A 19,258-nucleotide genomic window follows, 5' to 3' on the forward strand; every position below is an offset into this window, starting at 1 on the left:
TGCAACATTTAAATGGCGGAAATCATGCCATATGCTCGCCAAGCAGTACTTTCTTAAGATCACCTTTTTCCTGGACCAAAAGATAAACCATGTAGGGGGCAAAAACCACAATCCCAAGTATCATGGCGACAATTGCGATGAAGACGGATTTGGATTGAAATCCACCACGCCACATGATCCATATCCCGGAGAGCAATAAGTAACAGGCAAAATCCAATGTAAACTGACCGCTCCAGGTCAGGGAGCCGATATTTGAAACTGCTATCTGTAAAAATCCCCAGCCTTCATTCCGGACTGCAAAGGCAGTATAGCCTAGCAAAAGGATTGTCTGAGTTAACAAGATGGCTTTAAGAATGAATTGGTTGTGTCTTTGGTTTTTCATAAGGAGGATAGATTGTTTCTTGAAATAGAAATACAAGTATCCAAATACGGAAAGAATGATTTTAGCCCCTTCCGTACAATTTCAAGGATTTTATTGGGTCACGTTAAACTGAGAAACAGTTTTTTTGAGGTTGGTGAAATAGGCCGATAACCATTCGACATTCAGTGTTTCTTCGGTGACTTGCAGGTAAAAATTATCCAGGGCTAGGTCAAAAAGGGAAGCCGCAAGCTTTGGGTTATTTTCTAGTCGTAGGTCCTTGATTAAGACAGAAATGAATCCCTGACTGACGATTTCATCAGATTTTTGGAGACATTTCTTAAAGTTTGGATCAGTCCTATGAACCCTCAATTGGCGGTTAAACAAAAGGTCGGTTTTGGAAGCAACCAATACATTGATAAGTTCAGGGTCAATATTCCTGCATTTTTTTTCTTCCTCAGCGATTGTTTTGGATCGGACCAAATGATGTTCGAGCAATAGTCCCGTAAAAATTTCCAATTCAGCAAAGTGATGGTAAAAAGACGATTTGCTTTTTTTCACATTCCTTGCGATCACCTCAACTTTGAGGCCTTTCGGACCTTCTTTCGAAAAAATCAGGTACCCGGTTTCAATCCACACCTGCTTATTGTCTTGCGCCATATTTATGATGAAGTTGAGACCGAAAACTGTATCATGATCTTAAATTAACCTGAAATCCAAAATTTCAATTGGCTTCTCTCGAAATATCAAGAAATATCTACAATCAAAAAATAGGCAAAAGGCTTTATTTTTTTATTTAAGGGTATGTTCAAATCAAAGATCCTGTATCGCAATCCTTCTTTTCTCTTTCAGTTTTTTGAAATGTGAAGGAGAGAGGCCCCTCACCTTTTTAAATTGGTTGGAAAGGTGTGCCGCACTGCTGTAATGCAGCTTGAAGGCAATTTCCGACAAGTTGAATTCTTCCAAAATAATCATTTCCTTGACGCGCTCGATTTTGAGGGAAATAAGGTACTGTTCGATCGTAGTGGCTTCTACTTCAGAGAAAAAATTGGACAGATAGGTATAGCTGTGCTTGAGTTTGTCACTTAATAGTGTTGAAAAATTCACGTTTGGTTTTTCATCGGGATGGTATACATAATCCACCATCACTTTTCTGATTTTCTCTATGATAACACCCTGTTTTTTTCCGAGGAGCTCTAATCCTACTTTTTTGATCCTTTTGTTGAGTTCCAGTTTTTTATCATCGTTGACATCATTTTTGGTCTCAATTTCCCCCAATCCTACTTTGATGGGAACAATATCCATTTCATCCAATGCTTCTTTTACGAAGGCCTCGCAACTTTGGCAAGCCATATTTTTAATTTAGATTTTCATAAACTTAATAATGGTGATTTAATGGGGTAGACCCTTTTATGTATTCTTGTTGGAAAGTTAATTTCATACTTCAAAACAGCCCATTCACTTTCGAAGGTGGCAATGACAATCCTGTATAGTTGAGATTTGGGATTATAAAGTCTAAGGGTAAAGTAGCATCAAAACTAATTTTGTTCTGTGTGGAAAATAGAAATTTGCTTTTCAGAGACTAAAGTTGGGAAACTAAAAAAATTATGTTTATCTCATTTTAAAGGATTATTGCATGTTATACAGGGGGAAGAACCTGATGAAACAAAGTCAAAAAATATGGTCTTTAATCGGTATATCAATTTTCTTCTTTCAATTCTTTTTGAGGATTTTTAAACTATTGGGGAGGTTTACTGTTAGTTCATCGGATTTAAACCAAACCAAAACATGAAAAAATTAAGATTCTTATCCTTGACAGTCGCTACTGTCGCCACTGCATTCCTAGCCAGTTGTGGCGGTGCATCTAAAGAAGAAACTGTTGAAGAAACAACCGTAGAAATAGTTGAAGGAACTCCGGTCGAAGCGCCAAAAACTGTTGTAGATATTGCTGTTGGTTCTTCTGACCATACCACCCTGGTAGCGGCCGTTACTGCCGCAGGATTGGTAGAAACTTTGAGTGGAACAGGACCATTCACCATCTTCGCCCCAACCAACACCGCTTTTGCGGCATTGCCGGCAGGAACAGTGGATAACCTATTGAAACCTGAGAGCAAAGACCAGTTGACTTCAGTATTGACCTACCATGTGGTAGCGGGTAATGTGATGGCAGCGGACCTTTCTGACGGACAGGTAGTAACAACCCTTAACGGACAGGAACTGACAGTATCTATCAAAGATGGTAAGGTAATGATCAACGGTGCGACTGTGACTGCTGCTGACCTTGCAGGCAGTAATGGGGTCATCCATGTAGTGGACGCAGTATTGTTGCCAAAGTAATCCGAAAGTGAAAAAACTGAAAACCTGCCAATTGGCAGGTTTTTTTGTTTTAAAGGTAATGGTATATTCCTGCGTGTTCTCTAGTAGAAAAACAGGAGGAATAAAATTGTTAGGGTAAATGACAAAAAGGCTTGGATAATTTGGTTCATTATCCTGCATTGTCATAAGCCATTCTGATCCAGTCAATTACCTCTTGGTCGATTTCATGGAGATCTGAAAGGTTGATTTTATGAGAACAGATGGCCTCGGGCTTTTCTGCCTCAAGTTTCCCTTTTGCCGGAACCCCTTTTAAATTAAAGCCTATCTCAAACCTTGTTTTTGATGCGGGATTGAGGGTGATAAATTGTTTTTTTCTTCTCAGACTTACATAAGCCTTCTTGGGAGAAATCTCAAAATCACCTTCAAAATTCTGAATTTCAGAAATCAATTTGTCGTAGAATGACTTCAGATGTTCTTTCCCTTTGTACTGATTTTGGATCAGTTCGTCGGTATCATCTGCCGAATCCGCATCCGAACCTAGTACTTTGGAAGCAATGGTCGTCGCATACCCGTGTGTGATATTGCAGGTTTCTTTTAAAAACTTCACGATTTCTCCGTGTTTTGAAAAACTTTGAGCGGAGATCAAACTTTTCCATTCATCAAGTGAATGCCCTGTTTTCTCTTTCAGGTTTTCAAGCATGGTTAATGTTGCCTTGTCCATAGTTGTGAGTTTTAGTTTTCTACAGCCTTTTTCAACAAATCCAATCCCTGCTGATTGGTTTTTTCCATCTCAGCTTTTGCACCAAAAAGCCACATAAAAGCCGCATCAACCAGCCCGGACTCAAGCTTAAAATCCTGCTTTACTTCAATGCCACCGGCCGTCTGGGCAAAGTGATAGTCAAAGGTAGGTTTGGCTACAAAAGGCTTTTGAATATCACATTTCATTCCGATAAACTTGTGATGGTCAATTTTTACAAGCTCCTGAAAACCCAAGTCTTTGCCCTTGTTGCCATCCCAATGGTATTGGGCACCTACTGTGCCGTCTGTTCCTTTTACCTCATACTTTTGGCTGGGGTCCTGTGCCAAAAACGGTGACCATTTAGGGAAGTTTTTTTGATATTTCACCATGTCAAAAACATCATCCATCGAGCCTTTGATGGTAACTGTCTTTACGATTTGAATTGATTTCAAACCACTGCCTTGGTACAAGACAAATCCTATGAATGCCACTAGAGCAATTCCAATTATTGCGTAAATCATCTTTTTGTTCATTTTTAAGGTTGATAAATTAGTTCATGGGGATTACAGTCCTTACTTCAACAGTGCCACCCATCATAAGTATTGGGCATCTTTTTGCAAGTTCGGAGGCTACTTCTATCGATTCGGCCCTCAAGACCATATTGCCACCCATAGTTTGTCCCTCCGCTACGAGAAGTCCTTCTTCAATAGTCTGATTCGGGTTAATTTTTTTGCCTTCAAAACCCAATTGGTGGGTGCTTACCAATTTTCCCTGCATGGCAATTGTACCGATAAATTCACCCCAGTACCTGTGCATTTCCTGCATTTGCACCGGGGTGGGCTGTTCGTTGCTAGGCGGGTATCTGAATAGCAACATAAACTCTTTTAAATTTTCCATATTTTAAGTTTTTGGTGAATGATGTTGCTAAGATGCAGCAACTCAAAAAACCAAAACTTGTCATATGGCAAGAACTGCTATTCGTTTGCAATTTCTTTTCGGATGCGGCTCAAAGAGGTGTCGGTGATTCCCAAAAAAGTAGCAATATGCTTGAGTGAGACATTTTGGACAATATGCGGTTTCATTTTCAGAAGTCTGAGATACCTGTCTTTGGCCTGATCAGCAATCAGGGAAATGCTATGTTCTTTTAAGGCAAAGTAACTTCCTACAAGCAGTCCTCTTTGCTGTTCCCTGTAATTCAATACCGTGTTAAACAATTCTTGAAAGGATTCAAAGTTTATTTCCCAACAAATACAGTCAGTAAGGGCCTGAATATTCTCTCGGGTAGGAGCAAAAAAGAACATAGAAGGATAATCAATCACGACATCACCGGATGCATAGAGATTGAAAGTAATGTCGTTGCCTTCAGTATCAATAATGTATGAGCGGACAAACCCACTTTCAATGAACCAGTATTTTTTTTCGACCTCACCCTCTTTTAATAAATAATCATTTTTTTCAAAAGTCACTTTTTTATAACGGGGAATAATCCGCATCAATTCCTCTTGGGTTATGCCGCTTGAGGCAAATACTTTATTCAGGAAGTGCTGTTCAATAGAGTCTTTCATGCTTTTTTAGTTTATGGTTTATGTTTGGGGGAATTGGTCTGACTTAAGTCAGCTAAAAATATAGGAATTTCTTTTTTTTAGTGCAATTATTTTTGGTTTAATCCTCGAAATAGAATTTTTTTCACAATTATTCTTAAATTTTCCAAAGAAATTATTTCTGATTTATTTTACAACCGATCCCCAACTTTTTAAAAAATCAAGTAGAAATCCAGCTAATGAATTTGGATCAAAAAATAAAGCAGGATCATTTCCATGTTCAGGGAAATTCACACCATTCAGTATAAAATGAGGGTGGGTTTTGAATGGCCATCAAAGAGTAAATTCACCAAAATACATGTTTCTAAAACTCTTTACTCCAAATCCTGTTTCTCCAGCATGGACAGCTATGCAATCATCGACGAATCGAATTTTCCCATTATCCGGATTCGATTTACAGGCAATAAAAGTACAGATCAAAACTTCCAAACTTACCTCGACCAAACAAAGGCTTGTTACCGGTTAGAAAAGCGGTTGGCGATCATTTTTGATGCTTCGGATGCGGCAATTCCTTCCCTTTCTCACCAAAAAATGCAGGCCAACTGGCTCAAAGAAAATGAGCAACTCATGAAGGAATTTTGTGCAGGAACAGCCTACATTATCCCCAATGCAGCAATCAGGGCGATATTGAAGATGATTTTCTCCTTTCAAAAGCAACCGGTTCCTTACAAAATCTTTGAATCTGAACCTGAAGCCAACACTTGGGTAAACGGACTTGACATGGATCGCAACTCCACTACATAAGGTTTGGAGCGGGGTTCATCAAAGGACGAAGCGGATTGGCACCCTCCCAAGAACCAACAGTTTTGTAAGGAACGAAATTTGCAAAAAGCTCCTCGCTATACCAGCCTAGGGCACGGGTTTTTTGGATCACTTCCCTATGGAATTTGGAGCGATAGGCATAATTCCGCATGGATTCTTCGTCTTCCCACAGGCTGAACGTCGCCTGCATCAGCCATGGATATTCACCGATCCCGACGGAGAAAATCGACCCGTCCCGGTCGTCCATATTTTTGCTGACCGCGGGAACGTAGCTCCAGAATTTTCTTAGAAAGCGGAATTTGATCCTTGCTCTAGTAATGACTGCAATCGGTCCTGATTCGTAAGGTTGAATGGTTTCGAAGGGATTCTTGCCCGACCATTTTCCATGAGCTTTGCTGGTATTCATGAAAATATTCCAGAATTCGGTGGCACGTTTTTGAAAACCCGAAAAATGTGCGGACTCCTCAAAATAGCTAGAGGCAGACTGTTCGGATTCCCACACTGCCAGCAAGGCATATACATTGACGTTGAGCATTTTGGAAAAGCCGTTTTTTCCGCCACTTCCCATCAGCTTGAAGAATTCCAAACCTTGGACCGCTTTATAATCTTTGATGGATTTTTGCATTTGTCCAAAAATCCAGAATGCCTGCCTTCCCTCAAATCGGAAAAGCGTAAAAGTGATGACCTGTTGTTTTGCGTTGGTAGATAATCCCATTAGAAAAATCAGTTTGGAAAAATATGGAAGAGAGATAGATGCAGTATTACTTATAGAGTAACTGAAAATTCAGATTTTGGTTGTACAACATAGCCGACCACAAATTTTCATCGGCATTAATTGCTCCCTGTAAGCCACTTCCATTCCTAAGGTTTATTGCAAAGATTCAATGATAATTGAAGAATTTTTCAATAATCCCTAAAAGCGTTTTTGTTATTTGGCAATCAAAACTAAAATCAAGCCAATACATGAAAAAAATGAAATCATTTCTTGCTCTAAAGGTATTGCCAACATTTTGTCTCCTTTCTTTTTTCTATCAGCTTCCCACTTTTGCCCAGACAAATGAGAAAGAAAAAAAAATGGATTTTCTGGTGGAGCCTTATATTATGTTCCCCAATATGAATGGGCAAACCGGAATCGGTGATTTATTAAACATCCCTGTGGACGCAAATCCGGGAGATATTTTTAGCAGGCTTCAAATGGCTTTTATGCTGAATACGGAATTAAGAACCGACAAATGGGCAGTCACGTCCGATTTCGTATATATGAGACTGAATCAGGATATCCGGTCCGGATTGGTGATCAACTCCGGAGATGTTACCGCCAAGCAATTTATCTGGGAAGCAGTGGGATTGTATCGGGTGAAACCTTTTTTGGAAATTGGTATTGGAGGTCGGTTAAACAGTCTAGATATCGAAGTGGATGCCCTTATCAATCAACCTTCTATTGGGGAGCCTGTGATAAGGACTTTTTCAACAAGTCAAACGGAAACATGGTATGACCCCATTATTGTCACTCGACTGACGACTGAATTTAAGGAAAAATGGGAGTTACAATTCAGGGGCGATATTGGTGGGTTTGGAATCGGATCGGATCTGACTTGGCAATTGCAAGGATATGTAGGCTACCGTTTCTCAGACTTGTTTCTGTTAACTGCCGGATATAGGGTGATTTATATGGATTTTGAGTCAGGACAAGCTCCCAGAGCTTTTGTGTTTGATATGCATCAGTTTGGACCAGTTATTAAATTCGGGTTTAATTTTTAGAAACCAGAAAAAAGTCAAAGTTGGATAAGATAAATAGGGGAGGTTCAGTCCTGAAAACTCCGGATCAGTAACTATTCAAAATTATAACCACCATCCTATAACATCAAAAAAATCACGGATACAGGTTCAGTTTAACCGGATATTGCCTGTGTAAGATGCATAGGCAATATTCAAAACCTGAATTGTACATACTGCCATCATCGCAGATACTCCTTTTATTTATTTCAGATTTCGTTGGGTGAGCAATGCATTGACTTCTTTGGTTCTTTTATTTCTAGGGTCATTTACCATCTTATAGACAAAGTATAGGGGGATAAGCATCAAAAATCCAAAAGTGCTCTTGAACAGGCTGAATATTACAATTCCGATTAGAAATCCGATAAGAAAGGCATTTGTGATTTGAAATGATTTCAATTTTTTTGCTTCAGCCAAAAGCTCTTGGTCTGTCATTTGGGAGAGTTCTTTGTTTTCCATGTGGTTTAATTTTTTTTCGATGATTTTTGAATTATTTCAAACTATTCAAAAGAACTCACAATTTTTATATGATTTCGTCCTAGTCAGGCAATTGTTTTTTTGGTTTTTTTCGGTTTCTCTTTGGTAAATAAGTCTGCTGTATATTTTTCATAAAGTTCAAATAGAAACACCATTCTGATGGCTTCACTTGTAAATATTTGCGGCCTATAAGCCAAGTCCACTGCTTTGTCTAACTCGTTGTGTGCTTTGATTAAAGCAGATGGCATTGTCAAGGGGTCATATAAATCCGCTAGAGAATTGTTTGGAAATAGTAGTCTAGTGTTTAATACTTTTTGGGCTGCTGTTTCAATGGCTTTGATTTGTTTTTCCGTTGGATTTTCTGGCCATGGATAATTATTGTAAACAATATCTTTTGAATAACGAAAATCACTTTTCAAACGACCACAAACTGATTTAACCCAAGCCATATGCATTATTGAACTTAATATACCTAAGTGGAAAAGACTACATTCAGGTATTATAAAAAGCAGATCTGTTGCAATGTATTCATCAGTAAAAAAATCTAATGGTATATACTTGCGCCTTTCTGAACTAACTTTTGGAATTACAATATACCTTTTAGAAATTCTTCTGTCTCTAAACAATGCTGGAGTTGCAGCAAACTTTTGAGTTGATGGTGCAATACTATTTAACCTAAACTTTTTAACTAAGTCAATTCTCTTTAAGACTTCAGGCATTGACTGCAATTCACTTGGTTTAGCTTCTGCTAACCATAAGCACCAACGAATTTTATTATGCAAAAACTCCTCCGCTCCAAAAACTCTTTTGATGAATTTAATCGATAAAGGATTTTTTTTAATCAAATCCTCTTTTTCCTCATTTGATAATAGTAAATGGCCGCCATCAAGAGGCATATTTCCAAAGCTTAGCTTCGGAACATTAGAAATAGGATTAGAACTTTTGTTTATTAATAAATCTTTTGCGTCAACTAAATACGGATTAATATTTTTTGCTTTGATTTCATGGGCTTCACCCTTAATGTCTTCATACTCAAAAATGCTCTTATTTACAGTGTCGAAGTTGGCGAACCCAACTATCACACAATATACAGCAGCATTTCCTTTGGCTTCATTACTCCATTTAAATGTGCGGTGTGCAAAATGAATTTTGATTTTGTATTTGTGAAGCATTTGGCCCCAAAGAATACTCGTTTGCTCGCCCTGAACAATGGAGTTTGTTGAAACGAAAGCTACTTTAATTTTTGTGCCTTGAATATATTTGGCTGCTTTGATATACCAGCCCGTTACATAGTCCAAAACCCCACTTCCATCAGCATTGGAAAACTGACTGATAATTTGGTCACGCTGATGTTGCTTCATTATTTTAGAACCAATGAAGGGGGGATTTCCGATGATATAGTCAAACCTTATTTCATTTGTATGTTCAGGTTTACCTGAATGAACCGAATATGTTTCAGTCTGGACATTTACTTTGCCGTATTCGACTGGCGGTTCATTTACAACATATATATTGGTGTGTTTGGCCACAACATACATTGAGTTGATAGGATTTAATAGTGATTGCCAGTCAATTTCCAATGCGTCTCCTTGAACAATGTTTGCGGATTTATTTAATGGCAATCGGACAAAGTATTGTCCAAACTCATTGCTGACCATCATATTCATTTGGTGGTCAATAAGCCACATGGCTACTTCGGCAATCCGGGCAGGGAATTCTTCATACTCAATGCCACTAAATTGGTCCACGTCAATCCATAGAATTTGGCTGACGTCCAGAAATGTCTGACCTGATTTGTTGAGGGCTTTCAGAACTTCAAATTCTAACAAACGCAATTCTCGGTAGGTGATCACCAGGAAGTTTCCACAACCGCAAGCAGGGTCAAGGAATTTGAGTGTGCTTAATTTTTTATGAAACTCCCTTAACTTGGGTATTGAACCTATTGAAGCATAAAACTCTCTCCAGAGTTCGTCTAGGAAAAGTGGTTTGATAAGCTTTAAAATATTGGTTTCACTAGTGTAATGGGCTCCTAAGTTTCTTCGTTCCTTTGGGTTCATGACGCTTTGAAACATGGAACCAAAAATGGCAGGCGAAATCTTACTCCAATCTATATAACAACACTCCAATAAAGCTGTGCGCATTTTGCTGTCAAAACTTGCTGTGGGCAGGATTTCTTCAAACAACTTCCCGTTTACATACGGAAAGTCGGCAAGCTGTTCGTCGAGGTTCTTAAATCGGTTTTCTTTTGGTGTATTTAGCACCTGAAAGAGTTCTTGCAGCTTTGCCGCAAGGTCGGTACCATCAACATTTGTGCGTTGTTCTATGAATTCTTGAAATTGTTGTTTGTTGAAAATAGTTGTGTCTTCGGCAAACAATAAAAACAGAATTCGAACCAAATAAACTTCTAACGGGTGTCCGATATAGCCGATTTCTTCCAATCTGTCGTGAAGTTTACCCATCAGCTCGGCAGCTTTTATGTTTGCTGGGTCTTGTTCTTTATAAATTTTCTTTTGGTAGCCCAATAAATACCCAAAATGCTGGACGTTGTTTACAAGTTCATTGACTTTAAAGTCCACCGTTTGGTTAGCCTCAAGATCATAAAGTCGAAAGTTTTCAAAATCCGAAATGAGAATGTATTTCGGTAATTCGTGTTCTTTCAATCCATGCGTGTATTCAATGGCTTGGCTGTAAGCTCTGTCAAGGTTTTTGCCCCGACTTTTCATTTCAATTAGGATCGTTCCTTTCCAAAGCAAGTCAATGTAACCATCCCTATCATCCAATTTTTTCACTTTATGCTCAAAAGTCGAAACTCGTTTTCTTGTAATACCAAACACTTCAAAAAACTCAATCAAAAACGGTTTTGCGTCAGCTTCTTCATTGAAAGTGTCAGCCCATTCTGTTGAGAATTTTAATGCTCGGTCTTTTATTTCGTTCCAACTTAAAGCCATTCTTTTTTCTGTTTTATATAGGGAGGTGTATTTTTTGCTGTTTGTTCAACATTTGTAATTAAAGACACAGAATGTTTGACATTTCTAAGATAAACATCATTGAAGCTAAACTTCTGTTATTTAGCCTTATTTCACCAATTCTTTCAACTTGTTTGATGTTTTTTGGCTATATCCCCTAATGATTTCCTCCAACTCTCCTTCGGCATTGATGACATAAAATGTAGGCCACATCTTATTGTTCAAATAGGTGGATGCAAAACCAAATTCATCCCAAAGGTTGGTCCAGGTAATTTTCTCCTTTTCGTCTTTGCGGGTATTTAGCCAGATTTCCCGTGAGGAATCTTCCCAAATGGTTATCATTTCTATTTTGTCATTGTTCAGGTCAGCAACCTTCTCGAGTATCCCAATACTCGCCACAGAATACCCGCAACCGGAGGAGAATAAAGCGATTAATGTCGTTTTGTTATTTGGTTGAATCACAGAAACTTGGTTACCATCTTTATCAGGCAAGGTGAAGTCTCCGACTTTACTGCCTATTTTGATCTTGTCCAGTTTTTTGGCAGCGATATAATTTTCAATCCTTTTCACATAAGCAGCGTTTTGGTGTTCCTCTTTGACAAGCTGGGTAAAGCGCTCCAAATCAGGAATACCAATCTTCTTTTTTTGCCTTTCCACAAAATACAAACTGGGAATATCGATGGGATTGGCAAGGATAAAATCGAATTGATCCTTTCCTTTTAAGGCTTCTATCTTTTCCGAATTGTCTTGAAAAGGCAATAATCCCTGCATTTGGTAAGATTGGTCTGACCAATCTTTGGTGATTTGGACACTGTCACTTTCAAACCAAATCGAGGGAGTTTTTTGTTCGAATTTCCTTCCCTTAGTGATATGCCCCAAATAAAAAAAAGAAGGGGTCTGCGAAATGTTGACATCAACAGAAAAAGTCCCGTCAGCCGGTGGGTTTAAGGGGAATAAGCGCCCATCTATTCCCAGATAAATTGATTCTGCTGCATTCAGGTTTTCTATTTGCCCACTGATGTTGACGGCAACCTGTGCCTGAGTCTGGCAAAATGCCATGATGAGAACGAATGTCAAGAAATGCTTTTTCATTTTATCTGTCAATTTAAATTTGTTATATGAGTATCCGCATTGTTGCACGTTGGCCTCTAGGAGGTAGTTTCGAATGCGGATACTCGTCTACAGACGACAGCCCACTGTCTACTGGGTATTTTTAATGGCTCCTCAAACAAATTATTGTTTGGCTATGTGCAAGAAAGCGGATATACATAAATATTTTAGTGTGATTTGAAATTGATAATTAAGTAATAATAATTTCTTTCAGCTTAAAAACTATCTTGATCTTATTATAATATTCAAACTCCATTCTAATAAAACCATAATATTTCTCATCAAAAATAAATGTAGACCTAGATTCTCCCAGTATACTGTGCGTATCTACAGATTCAATTTCCCAACAATTGGTTATTGATTTTTCACCGACACTATCAGATACCAATCCGTTAACTTTAAAATCATTAATAACATTACCGACAAATTCTTTATTGTTTGGAAAGCCTCTCGCGATGAACAATTGACTTTTCCAATTCCCGCCGATTCTGAGCTCTTTTAGTAGCACTTCAGGATAAGCTGATAAGTAAGTGTATTGATACTGATTAGATCTTGGAGGGTGCAACCAAATTAAAGAATCATTTTCTATAAATCCGGTAGTTTCACTTTTAGTAATCCATGTATAATTTTCCCAACGTTTTTTTCCTTGTGCTCTATTTGATTTCCCTTTCGCAATTCTTTTTCTTTCTGCTGCAAAGGGATGCATAAATTTTTCTAGATTTAATGAATCAGGATAATAGCTAATTTCTAATTCCTTTTGTTTTTTCTGATATACCCAAGGTTTATTGTTAGCTTTTAGTTTTATCAACTCTCTTGTCAATGTGTCTACATTATTTTCAATAAAATAAGCATCATAAACAAATGTCTTCGTTGTATCGAATATTTTAAAATTATTCTGGGCAATTAGCTCACTGCTAAAAATTAAACTAAGGGAAAGTAAAATTATTCTATTCATATTCATGGTTTTTATGACCGTTTTGTTTACCTGTACATGCTTGTTGTTTTTATATATCACACGCATTTCATTCATCCTAGCATTTTTTTACTTGACGTTTTTAAACCCAATAATAATTGCCAAAAGGGTCAATAACTCCTGAATGCCTGTCTTTCTAAGGCATTTCTTCTGTTTCGTTTTCCATTGTCAATATTATTTACAGGCTGCGATTAAAAATAGTTGCCTGGATCGTCTTTGAACATGGCTTCAGTTCCATAAAAATTCTTTTGTTGGTGCTTTGATAAATTCAACACCTTTTGCTTTGAGCTCTTCGTAGGTGGCAAAAATGTCTTGGCAGGTAAAACTCCGCATCCAAACACACCTGCATTGATAAGTCTAATTAAGCTTTCTGCTACATTTTTGGGAAATATTTTACTCACTTTAACCGGAAATAATTCCAACTGCAAATCATTGAACAGAAGCACAAAGCTCCAAGGTTGCACACTACCCACCAAGCCCCGCTATTGTTGGCTTTACCATGTTGTGCCGCCGTGCTTTTAATTTCATTTATTTCGTCCGTTAATTTAAATTTCAATTCCAAGGGTTTCAAATAAAGGTAATCGGACAAGCATTGTGTTTACACGCAGGTTGGGGTGCAGTTTGATGGCGGTGAATCCCGGAGTTTCTTGGTTGATTTGTTGCCGCTGTGCGGGTGCCGGTGTTTATTTTTCATTTATTTTTGGTATTCTTATGTTTTTTGGACTTACTATAACATAATTTGTTTTCTTTCCGCTGTCTTCTGTTTTCAACATTTCTTTTGTGACTAAATCCTGCAAATCTCGCAAGGCTGTGTCTGTAGAGCATTTGGTAAGTTTCGCGTAGGTTGATGTTCGTAAAAAGCCAACTTTTTTACTGTAATTGTCATAAAGATAATTAATTACAAGCCGTTGTCTTTCGTTAACGTTTATCGACTTGTGTCTGCCCCAAAAGTGTGCTTTATCCAAAATGATTTCCAAATTTTGTTCACTTGAAATTAACGCTCTTTCAAAACAGCCAAGAAACCATTCTACATATTTTGTGATGTCCGATGTTCCTTTTTGTGTTTCTTCAATAATGTTGTTATAGTATTTATGCTCTTTGAAGATTTGGTTTGATAAGCTATAAAAACGAATTTTACTATTATCGCTTTTTGCTAACCACATATCAAAAATCGCTCTCGCTATTCGTCCGTTGCCGTCATCAAAAGGGTGAATCGTAACAAACCAAAAGTGAGCAATGATAGCTTTCAAAACTAAGTCTAAACTTGTATCACTATTCAGCCAATTTAAAAATTGTTCCATTTCGTGCTGAACCTTGTCGGCTGATGGTGCTTCAAAATGTATTTTTTCCTTACCAAAATTGCCCGAAACCACCTTCATACCGCCTGAACGATATTTGGCAACATCTATTTGCTGAAAACCACTAAAACCTGTTTGGAAAAGTGAGTTATGCCAACCTAAAAGGCGTGTTTCGGAGAGTGGTTTGTCGAAATTTTGTGTAGCATCTAAAATGACATCAACAATTCCTTCAATGTTTCGGGATGTCTTTATAAAATCAGCATTTTCAATACCCAATTTTCGGGCGATAGACGAGCGAACAAGTTTGGGATTTAAAAATTCACCTTCAATTCTTGATGTATCTACAACATCTAGTATAAGCGATTCCAAAGTGGCACGCTCTATAAAATCGAAACCTAAACTTTCCATACGACCCAATAAACGTCCTTGTAAATGCCTTACAGAAGCCAAGATGGGTGTTAACTTGTCGTTATCCCAAATGAAGTTTGTCCAGTTTTCTCTTTCGTGTATGTACATAATTTTCACCGCAAAGTATGCGGTTAAAATACATCTTTTTCACCGCAAACGAATTTTTTACTTCTAAAATCTTTAATTGTCAGTTAGTTTATTGCTTGCAGGGTTTGGGGTTATTTGAATTACGGGAACCCGTGAGTGTTTCAAATCAACAGGTAATCGGACAAGCATTGTGTTTACACGCAGGTTGTGGTGAGGTTTGATGGCTGTGAATCCCGGAGTTCCTTGGTTGATTTGTTTGTGAATGTTGAATGGAGTTGTCCAATGGGCCTTTTATTTGATTTGGGATTACCTTCAATCCCGCTTCACCACCCGGATCCACTTAAATACCGGAAAGGCATTGAATTTCTAAAAGTATTTGGGATTTTTTCTATTTCAACCTGATCGGTTCAAAAACCAAGGAAGTGCCGTCCAATTTGGTGATGGTCATGGATTTTGGTTTGTTGGTAAATGACCACCTCATAAAATCACAGGCATCCGCAAAATCCTCCGCCCTGCGGCCGTTCACAGAAAGGATTTCCTCTCCGATGCTGAGCATGATGTCTTCAGGGACTGCCCCGATGGATTTGCTCATGACGACAAGTTTTCCCTCTTGGTAATGCACCCCGACTTGGATCGGATCTTTGAACTTCACCGCTTCCCGCATGCGGAGGTGGTAGGTAGCTTCAGAATTGTTGATGACCAGGCTGCTGCCCAAAGTTTTGAAAAAACCAATGCCCAGTTTTGGTCCAGAGCTACCCTCAAAGCTGACCGGAATACCGTCAAAGTAATTTTCACCGATCTGTAGGCTGTCCACCAATACGGTCCTGGCGCTGTCGGTTTGGATACTCAATGCACCCATAGAACTGCTGATATCGGGATTGCTGAGTCCAAGGCTGTCCTTCAGAGACAGAAAATCCTGAAGTGATGGGTTGTTGGACGGAAAACTGAAAAACTGTGTATATCCTGTATCAATGAGGACATTTTCGATTTCTTGTCCGGCAAGCTTTACTGTCACAAAAGGCCTCTTATTGAAAAAATAAACCGGAATCGTTGTCCATTCATTTTCGATAGAAAAGGGGGTTTTCGAAAAACGGATAACGTTTTTTTCAAAATCAATCTCCCAATTAAGCTGACGGATGATGTCCGAACCGAGCAGGTAATAATCCATGCAGTAGAGGTAAGCCATGTCATTGACTAGGCTCCGGACTTTGGGAAAGGTAATCCCACCGATCCTGATTTCTTTGGTCAGTCCAGTCGGGACTTTGGCCACCTGCCTATTGGAATCACGCATTTTGATTTTTTTGCCTTTGACCTGCAGCCTTTCGGCTGGTTCGGCGAGGGTGTTTGCCAAGCCCATACTCGCGCCTGTATCGAAGGCGAAATCCGTTTCGACCCCGTTCATTTGGCCTTTGAAGACAAGCAAACCAGCATCTAAATGGAAAGGAAGAGAATAAACAGAATCGGAAATGTTCTGTCCTTGTACCGTTTCACCGGACTTAATAGCAAGCAGGGCAAAGAATACAATCAGGAATCGTTTCATAAATACCAAAATAAGACTTTTTGAAAAATAATTTTTTGATTATTCTTTTCACCAGTTTCTAACCACAGTTTGTGTAGTGAAAATAAAGTTGAAATGCCATTGGCTTTGGACAAAGTCAGCCTGCCAATAATCCAAATAAGAATACCGTCAGCATTCCCCAACTCGTACCTGTCACCATGCTCAATATGGCCAAAACGATCGCGTGGGGCATCAATTCTGTCTTATATGCCGAAGTTACTGCGGGTGCGGTGGATATTCCTCCCAGATTTGCCATGCTGCCGATCGCAACCCAAGCTACGTTGGTATTGAGGATCCTAGCGACTAGAAGCATAAAACCGAAATGAAGCAACAGCCAAACCAATACAAGGATTACCAGATTGATCGGCAATGAAAGATTCTGAAAGTCCAGTTTTAGGCCAAGTATCGCCATAATCAGTACAATTGAAAAGCCCGCCATTCTCAGGACAAGCTTGTGATTCCAAGCAGGGATCAAGTTGCCCAAAAGAATCCCCACAACCGACAGTACGACTATACCCATCAGAAAACTCATTTGGATGAAGAATGTAAGCACCATGATCATCAAAATACCACCCAAGGTCAACAGGTTGATCTTGAAGATACTTAACCCATTTTTACTTTTAGGAGGTTCAACGACAGGGATTTCACTGTCAATTCCCCATGCGCGATTGATCTTTTCACTCCGTTTGATAAATTGAAACATCAGAATGGTCCAGATATTTACCAGGATATTGTCCAGCACCAAGATAGATAGGAACAAATCCTCAGGCGTCTCCGCCAATTCCTTCAAAACAAGCTGACTTGTACTTCCGCCGATCCAACCCCCAACTATGGGCGCCAGACCTTTCCAATAAGCCTGTTCGAGAAACATCACATTGTTCTGTGGATCTATCATCCCAAAAATCACCACGAGCAGTACGGGCAAAGTGGCGATTACAAAAGATCCTGAGACAAAAACAAGGATTGGTTTTATGCCCACAATCTTCAGTTGCCTGAATGACAAGGCACTCATCACCGATAGGATGGTAAAAGGAATGATCCAGGTTTTGCTCCAGTCATGGAGAATTACCTTGGATAAGTCAATCCCAAAAGCATGGGTAAATGCCGCAGGAATCACGTAGGCAAACAAGATCGCCGGGAACCAATCAAGCAATGACTTGATCCTCTTGGATTTGGCTTTCCCTATCCAGGATACGAAGGCGACTGTTACCGATACCAGTACGACGGAGATGATCAGAGATTGTGGGTCACTCATAAGGCTGAGTTAAAATCCCAAGGCACATTTTTAAGCCCTCGTGAAAATTCCCGATCCTCAGGTTTTCGTTTGGTGCATGGATATTGCTGTCGGGATTGGAAATCCTTACTGAGACCGCAGGTATTCCAAGGGTCGAAATAAAAGGTTCAATAGGTTGGGATCCTCCTGTGGCCTGCATACTGATATATGCCCCTTCGCCCAATGACTGATCCATTGCCAACCTCAACCAAATCCCTATCGGAGAGTCAAGGGGTGTTTTGAAAGGTTTTGACCCTATTCTTGACTCCAGTCTGATAAGTTTGGGGAATTGTTTTCTTTCAGCATCTGTGGGCAAAGAATCCAATATTTTGAAACCACGGCCTTCAATATGGTCTTTTACCAATTGGATTTGCCGCTCAGCAGGTGTTTCTGTCACCAGTCTCATGTCGATCTCAGCGATTGCTTTGGAGGGAATGATCGTCCGGACCTCTTCATCCACCCAACCGGCCTGTAGTCCCCGTACATTGAATGAAGGATATTGGAGGGATTCCTGATAAGTATCCCCGACCATTTCAGGTTGAAAAATCCCCATGGATTCCAGCATTTCGGTCCGATCTTCAGGTACTTTATTGATCAGTTCTTTTTGCTGACTGCTGAGGTTTACTCCCTCATAGAAGCCCGGAATCAATACCAGTCCATTTTCATCTTTCATGCTTGCCAACAGATGGGAAAGTGCAAAGACAGGATTTGGGGTAAAATTTCCATACTGCCCGCTGTGCATGTCGTTTCTGGGGCCAAATACGGTAAGTTTCAATGTTGCGATTCCACGGGCACCGAAAGTAATGTTTGGGATATTTCCCGGTGGCCGCGTCCCATCCATGATCAGAATGACATCAGAGGCCAATAGATCACGGTATTGGGCCACCAATGATGGAAGGGTAGGGGAGCCAAGCTCTTCCTGAAAATCCATGATCACTTTGATATTGAAAGCTGTAGGAATATTTTCTTGACGAAAAATCCTGAGGGACTGGATGAAGGCTACTGCCGGTCCTTTTGAGTCTGAAGCAGACCGGGCAAAGATCCTCCAATTTGGATCCCAGTCCTTTCGAAGAGCATTCCAATCTATCTCGTGACAATCAGCCCTGTCACAATTTTTGAGAACGGCGGTAAATGGATTGGTCTGAAACCATTTGCTTGCATCTACGGGTTGCCCATCTATCTGAAGGTACACCAGAACTGTGGGTAATGTTTGATCCAATGTTCTTTCTGCAAGAAGGTATTTGACACCATCCGAGATGAGGACAGAGGTTTTAAAATCCAAAGATCCAAACTCTTCCTCACACCATTTGATATTTTGATCTATGTCGGAAGGTATGCTTCCCAAATTGGAGAGGGCTAAAAAATCCCTGAGCGTATTGACTCCCTCAACCAAATAGGCATCCGCCAGTTTGGTTATTTCCTCTTTTTTCAAACTTTGACCGAAGCTCGGCAACAGAAACAAACTCAATGCAATTGTCGCAATAATTCTCATTTTTGAAAGTAACATTAAATTTAAGGTGCATCCACATTGTAGCACTTGCCCGACCAATTTCGAA

Annotated in this window: 20 protein-coding genes; 3 read left to right on the forward strand and 17 right to left on the reverse strand. The window is 39.4% G+C overall.

Annotated elements, in window-relative coordinates:
* Window positions 1-22 precede the first annotated feature (22 nt).
* The 3 genes from MMU07_RS07950 to MMU07_RS07960 all read right to left on the reverse strand — a co-directional run bounded on the left by MMU07_RS07950 (window position 23) and on the right by MMU07_RS07960 (window position 1,711).
* Entirely contained in the window at window positions 23-382 is a 360-nt protein-coding gene (locus MMU07_RS07950) for a hypothetical protein (protein ID WP_241125328.1), read from the reverse strand.
* A gap of 90 nt (window positions 383-472) precedes the next feature.
* Window positions 473-1,018, reverse strand: a complete 546-nt coding sequence (locus tag MMU07_RS07955; protein ID WP_241125329.1) for a TetR/AcrR family transcriptional regulator — start codon at window positions 1,016-1,018, stop codon at window positions 473-475.
* A 153-nt stretch (window positions 1,019-1,171) separates the two neighbouring features.
* Complete coding sequence (locus MMU07_RS07960) at window positions 1,172-1,711, reverse strand: helix-turn-helix domain-containing protein (protein WP_241125330.1); 540 nt, start codon at window positions 1,709-1,711, stop codon at window positions 1,172-1,174.
* A gap of 435 nt (window positions 1,712-2,146) precedes the next feature.
* Here MMU07_RS07960 and MMU07_RS07965 point away from each other — a divergent pair, with 435 nt between their 5' ends.
* A complete protein-coding gene (locus MMU07_RS07965; protein WP_241125331.1) occupies window positions 2,147-2,695 on the forward strand; it encodes a fasciclin domain-containing protein in 549 nt (182 codons plus the stop codon).
* 148 nt (window positions 2,696-2,843) lie between these two features.
* On the opposite strand, the gene MMU07_RS07970 is transcribed toward MMU07_RS07965, so the two are convergent.
* The 4 genes from MMU07_RS07970 to MMU07_RS07985 all read right to left on the reverse strand — a co-directional run bounded on the left by MMU07_RS07970 (window position 2,844) and on the right by MMU07_RS07985 (window position 4,978).
* The gene (locus tag MMU07_RS07970) at window positions 2,844-3,395 is read right to left on the reverse strand and encodes a DUF5655 domain-containing protein (RefSeq protein WP_241125332.1); all 552 of its coding nucleotides are present in this window, start codon (window positions 3,393-3,395) and stop codon (window positions 2,844-2,846) included.
* An 11-nt stretch (window positions 3,396-3,406) separates the two neighbouring features.
* Window positions 3,407-3,934, reverse strand: coding sequence for an SRPBCC family protein (locus MMU07_RS07975; protein WP_241125333.1), 528 nt, complete (start codon window positions 3,932-3,934; stop codon window positions 3,407-3,409).
* Between the two features lie 28 nt (window positions 3,935-3,962).
* Window positions 3,963-4,310, reverse strand: coding sequence for a YciI family protein (locus MMU07_RS07980; protein ID WP_241125334.1), 348 nt, complete (start codon window positions 4,308-4,310; stop codon window positions 3,963-3,965).
* Window positions 4,311-4,387: 77 nt separating this feature from the next.
* Window positions 4,388-4,978, reverse strand: a complete 591-nt coding sequence (locus MMU07_RS07985) for a Crp/Fnr family transcriptional regulator (protein ID WP_241125335.1) — start codon at window positions 4,976-4,978, stop codon at window positions 4,388-4,390.
* Between the two features lie 375 nt (window positions 4,979-5,353).
* Between MMU07_RS07985 and MMU07_RS07990 the strand changes: the two genes are divergently transcribed.
* On the forward strand, window positions 5,354-5,758 hold the full coding sequence (locus MMU07_RS07990; RefSeq protein WP_241125336.1) for an STAS/SEC14 domain-containing protein: 405 nt from the start codon (window positions 5,354-5,356) through the stop codon (window positions 5,756-5,758).
* Here the strand turns inward: MMU07_RS07990 and MMU07_RS07995 are convergent.
* A complete protein-coding gene (locus tag MMU07_RS07995) occupies window positions 5,751-6,491 on the reverse strand; it encodes a spheroidene monooxygenase (RefSeq protein WP_241125337.1) in 741 nt (246 codons plus the stop codon). The genes MMU07_RS07990 and MMU07_RS07995 overlap by 8 nt on opposite strands.
* Before the next feature lie 248 nt (window positions 6,492-6,739).
* Here MMU07_RS07995 and MMU07_RS08000 point away from each other — a divergent pair, with 248 nt between their 5' ends.
* Entirely contained in the window at window positions 6,740-7,537 is a 798-nt protein-coding gene (locus MMU07_RS08000; protein WP_241125338.1) for a hypothetical protein, read from the forward strand.
* 219 nt (window positions 7,538-7,756) lie between these two features.
* Here the strand turns inward: MMU07_RS08000 and MMU07_RS08005 are convergent, their stop codons facing one another.
* The 9 genes from MMU07_RS08005 to MMU07_RS08040 form a co-directional block, all read right to left on the reverse strand.
* Window positions 7,757-8,011 carry an FUSC family protein gene (locus MMU07_RS08005; RefSeq protein WP_241125339.1) on the reverse strand — a complete coding sequence of 85 codons (255 nt, stop codon included), beginning with the start codon at window positions 8,009-8,011 and terminating at the stop codon, window positions 7,757-7,759.
* Between the two features lie 83 nt (window positions 8,012-8,094).
* Entirely contained in the window at window positions 8,095-10,977 is a 2,883-nt protein-coding gene (locus MMU07_RS08010) for a class I SAM-dependent DNA methyltransferase (protein ID WP_241125340.1), read from the reverse strand.
* 126 nt (window positions 10,978-11,103) lie between these two features.
* Entirely contained in the window at window positions 11,104-12,087 is a 984-nt protein-coding gene (locus MMU07_RS08015; RefSeq protein WP_241125341.1) for a TlpA family protein disulfide reductase, read from the reverse strand.
* A 208-nt stretch (window positions 12,088-12,295) separates the two neighbouring features.
* Entirely contained in the window at window positions 12,296-13,060 is a 765-nt protein-coding gene (locus MMU07_RS08020; RefSeq protein ID WP_241125342.1) for a hypothetical protein, read from the reverse strand.
* Between the two features lie 246 nt (window positions 13,061-13,306).
* Window positions 13,307-13,411, reverse strand: a complete 105-nt coding sequence (locus MMU07_RS21825; RefSeq protein ID WP_418884510.1) for a VOC family protein — start codon at window positions 13,409-13,411, stop codon at window positions 13,307-13,309.
* A gap of 350 nt (window positions 13,412-13,761) precedes the next feature.
* The gene (locus tag MMU07_RS08025) at window positions 13,762-14,892 is read right to left on the reverse strand and encodes a Fic family protein (RefSeq protein WP_241125343.1); all 1,131 of its coding nucleotides are present in this window, start codon (window positions 14,890-14,892) and stop codon (window positions 13,762-13,764) included.
* 367 nt (window positions 14,893-15,259) lie between these two features.
* Window positions 15,260-16,411 carry an aspartyl protease family protein gene (locus MMU07_RS08030; protein ID WP_241125344.1) on the reverse strand — a complete coding sequence of 384 codons (1,152 nt, stop codon included), beginning with the start codon at window positions 16,409-16,411 and terminating at the stop codon, window positions 15,260-15,262.
* Between the two features lie 115 nt (window positions 16,412-16,526).
* Window positions 16,527-17,684, reverse strand: coding sequence for a DUF819 family protein (locus MMU07_RS08035; RefSeq protein WP_241125345.1), 1,158 nt, complete (start codon window positions 17,682-17,684; stop codon window positions 16,527-16,529).
* On the reverse strand, window positions 17,677-19,194 hold the full coding sequence (locus MMU07_RS08040; RefSeq protein ID WP_241125346.1) for a M20/M25/M40 family metallo-hydrolase: 1,518 nt from the start codon (window positions 19,192-19,194) through the stop codon (window positions 17,677-17,679). The genes MMU07_RS08035 and MMU07_RS08040 overlap by 8 nt, the downstream gene beginning before the upstream one ends.
* Window positions 19,195-19,258 lie beyond the last annotated feature (64 nt).

Origin of the sequence: Cognataquiflexum nitidum (assembly GCF_022538055.1) — a bacterium.
GTDB lineage: Bacteria > Bacteroidota > Bacteroidia > Cytophagales > Cyclobacteriaceae > Cognataquiflexum > Cognataquiflexum nitidum.

What these genes read in the sequence shown, in the direction of transcription:
- MMU07_RS07955 (WP_241125329.1), bottom strand. Translation starts at nt 1,018, where the DNA reads ATGGCGCAAGACAATAAGCAGGTGTGGATTGAAACCGGGTACCTGATT.
- MMU07_RS07960 (WP_241125330.1), bottom strand. Translation starts at nt 1,711, where the DNA reads ATGGCTTGCCAAAGTTGCGAGGCCTTCGTAAAAGAAGCATTGGATGAA.
- MMU07_RS21825 (WP_418884510.1), bottom strand. Translation starts at nt 13,411, where the DNA reads ATGCGGAGTTTTACCTGCCAAGACATTTTTGCCACCTACGAAGAGCTC.
- MMU07_RS08005 (WP_241125339.1), bottom strand. Translation starts at nt 8,011, where the DNA reads ATGGAAAACAAAGAACTCTCCCAAATGACAGACCAAGAGCTTTTGGCT.
- MMU07_RS07985 (WP_241125335.1), bottom strand. Translation starts at nt 4,978, where the DNA reads ATGAAAGACTCTATTGAACAGCACTTCCTGAATAAAGTATTTGCCTCA.
- MMU07_RS07975 (WP_241125333.1), bottom strand. Translation starts at nt 3,934, where the DNA reads ATGATTTACGCAATAATTGGAATTGCTCTAGTGGCATTCATAGGATTT.
- MMU07_RS08010 (WP_241125340.1), bottom strand. Translation starts at nt 10,977, where the DNA reads ATGGCTTTAAGTTGGAACGAAATAAAAGACCGAGCATTAAAATTCTCA.
- MMU07_RS07950 (WP_241125328.1), bottom strand. Translation starts at nt 382, where the DNA reads ATGAAAAACCAAAGACACAACCAATTCATTCTTAAAGCCATCTTGTTA.
- MMU07_RS08035 (WP_241125345.1), bottom strand. Translation starts at nt 17,684, where the DNA reads ATGAGTGACCCACAATCTCTGATCATCTCCGTCGTACTGGTATCGGTA.
- MMU07_RS07970 (WP_241125332.1), bottom strand. Translation starts at nt 3,395, where the DNA reads ATGGACAAGGCAACATTAACCATGCTTGAAAACCTGAAAGAGAAAACA.
- MMU07_RS08030 (WP_241125344.1), bottom strand. Translation starts at nt 16,411, where the DNA reads ATGAAACGATTCCTGATTGTATTCTTTGCCCTGCTTGCTATTAAGTCC.
- MMU07_RS07990 (WP_241125336.1), top strand. Translation starts at nt 5,354, where the DNA reads ATGGACAGCTATGCAATCATCGACGAATCGAATTTTCCCATTATCCGG.
- MMU07_RS07980 (WP_241125334.1), bottom strand. Translation starts at nt 4,310, where the DNA reads ATGGAAAATTTAAAAGAGTTTATGTTGCTATTCAGATACCCGCCTAGC.
- MMU07_RS08000 (WP_241125338.1), top strand. Translation starts at nt 6,740, where the DNA reads ATGAAAAAAATGAAATCATTTCTTGCTCTAAAGGTATTGCCAACATTT.
- MMU07_RS08040 (WP_241125346.1), bottom strand. Translation starts at nt 19,194, where the DNA reads ATGAGAATTATTGCGACAATTGCATTGAGTTTGTTTCTGTTGCCGAGC.
- MMU07_RS08020 (WP_241125342.1), bottom strand. Translation starts at nt 13,060, where the DNA reads ATGAATAGAATAATTTTACTTTCCCTTAGTTTAATTTTTAGCAGTGAG.
- MMU07_RS08015 (WP_241125341.1), bottom strand. Translation starts at nt 12,087, where the DNA reads ATGAAAAAGCATTTCTTGACATTCGTTCTCATCATGGCATTTTGCCAG.
- MMU07_RS07965 (WP_241125331.1), top strand. Translation starts at nt 2,147, where the DNA reads ATGAAAAAATTAAGATTCTTATCCTTGACAGTCGCTACTGTCGCCACT.
- MMU07_RS07995 (WP_241125337.1), bottom strand. Translation starts at nt 6,491, where the DNA reads ATGGGATTATCTACCAACGCAAAACAACAGGTCATCACTTTTACGCTT.
- MMU07_RS08025 (WP_241125343.1), bottom strand. Translation starts at nt 14,892, where the DNA reads ATGTACATACACGAAAGAGAAAACTGGACAAACTTCATTTGGGATAAC.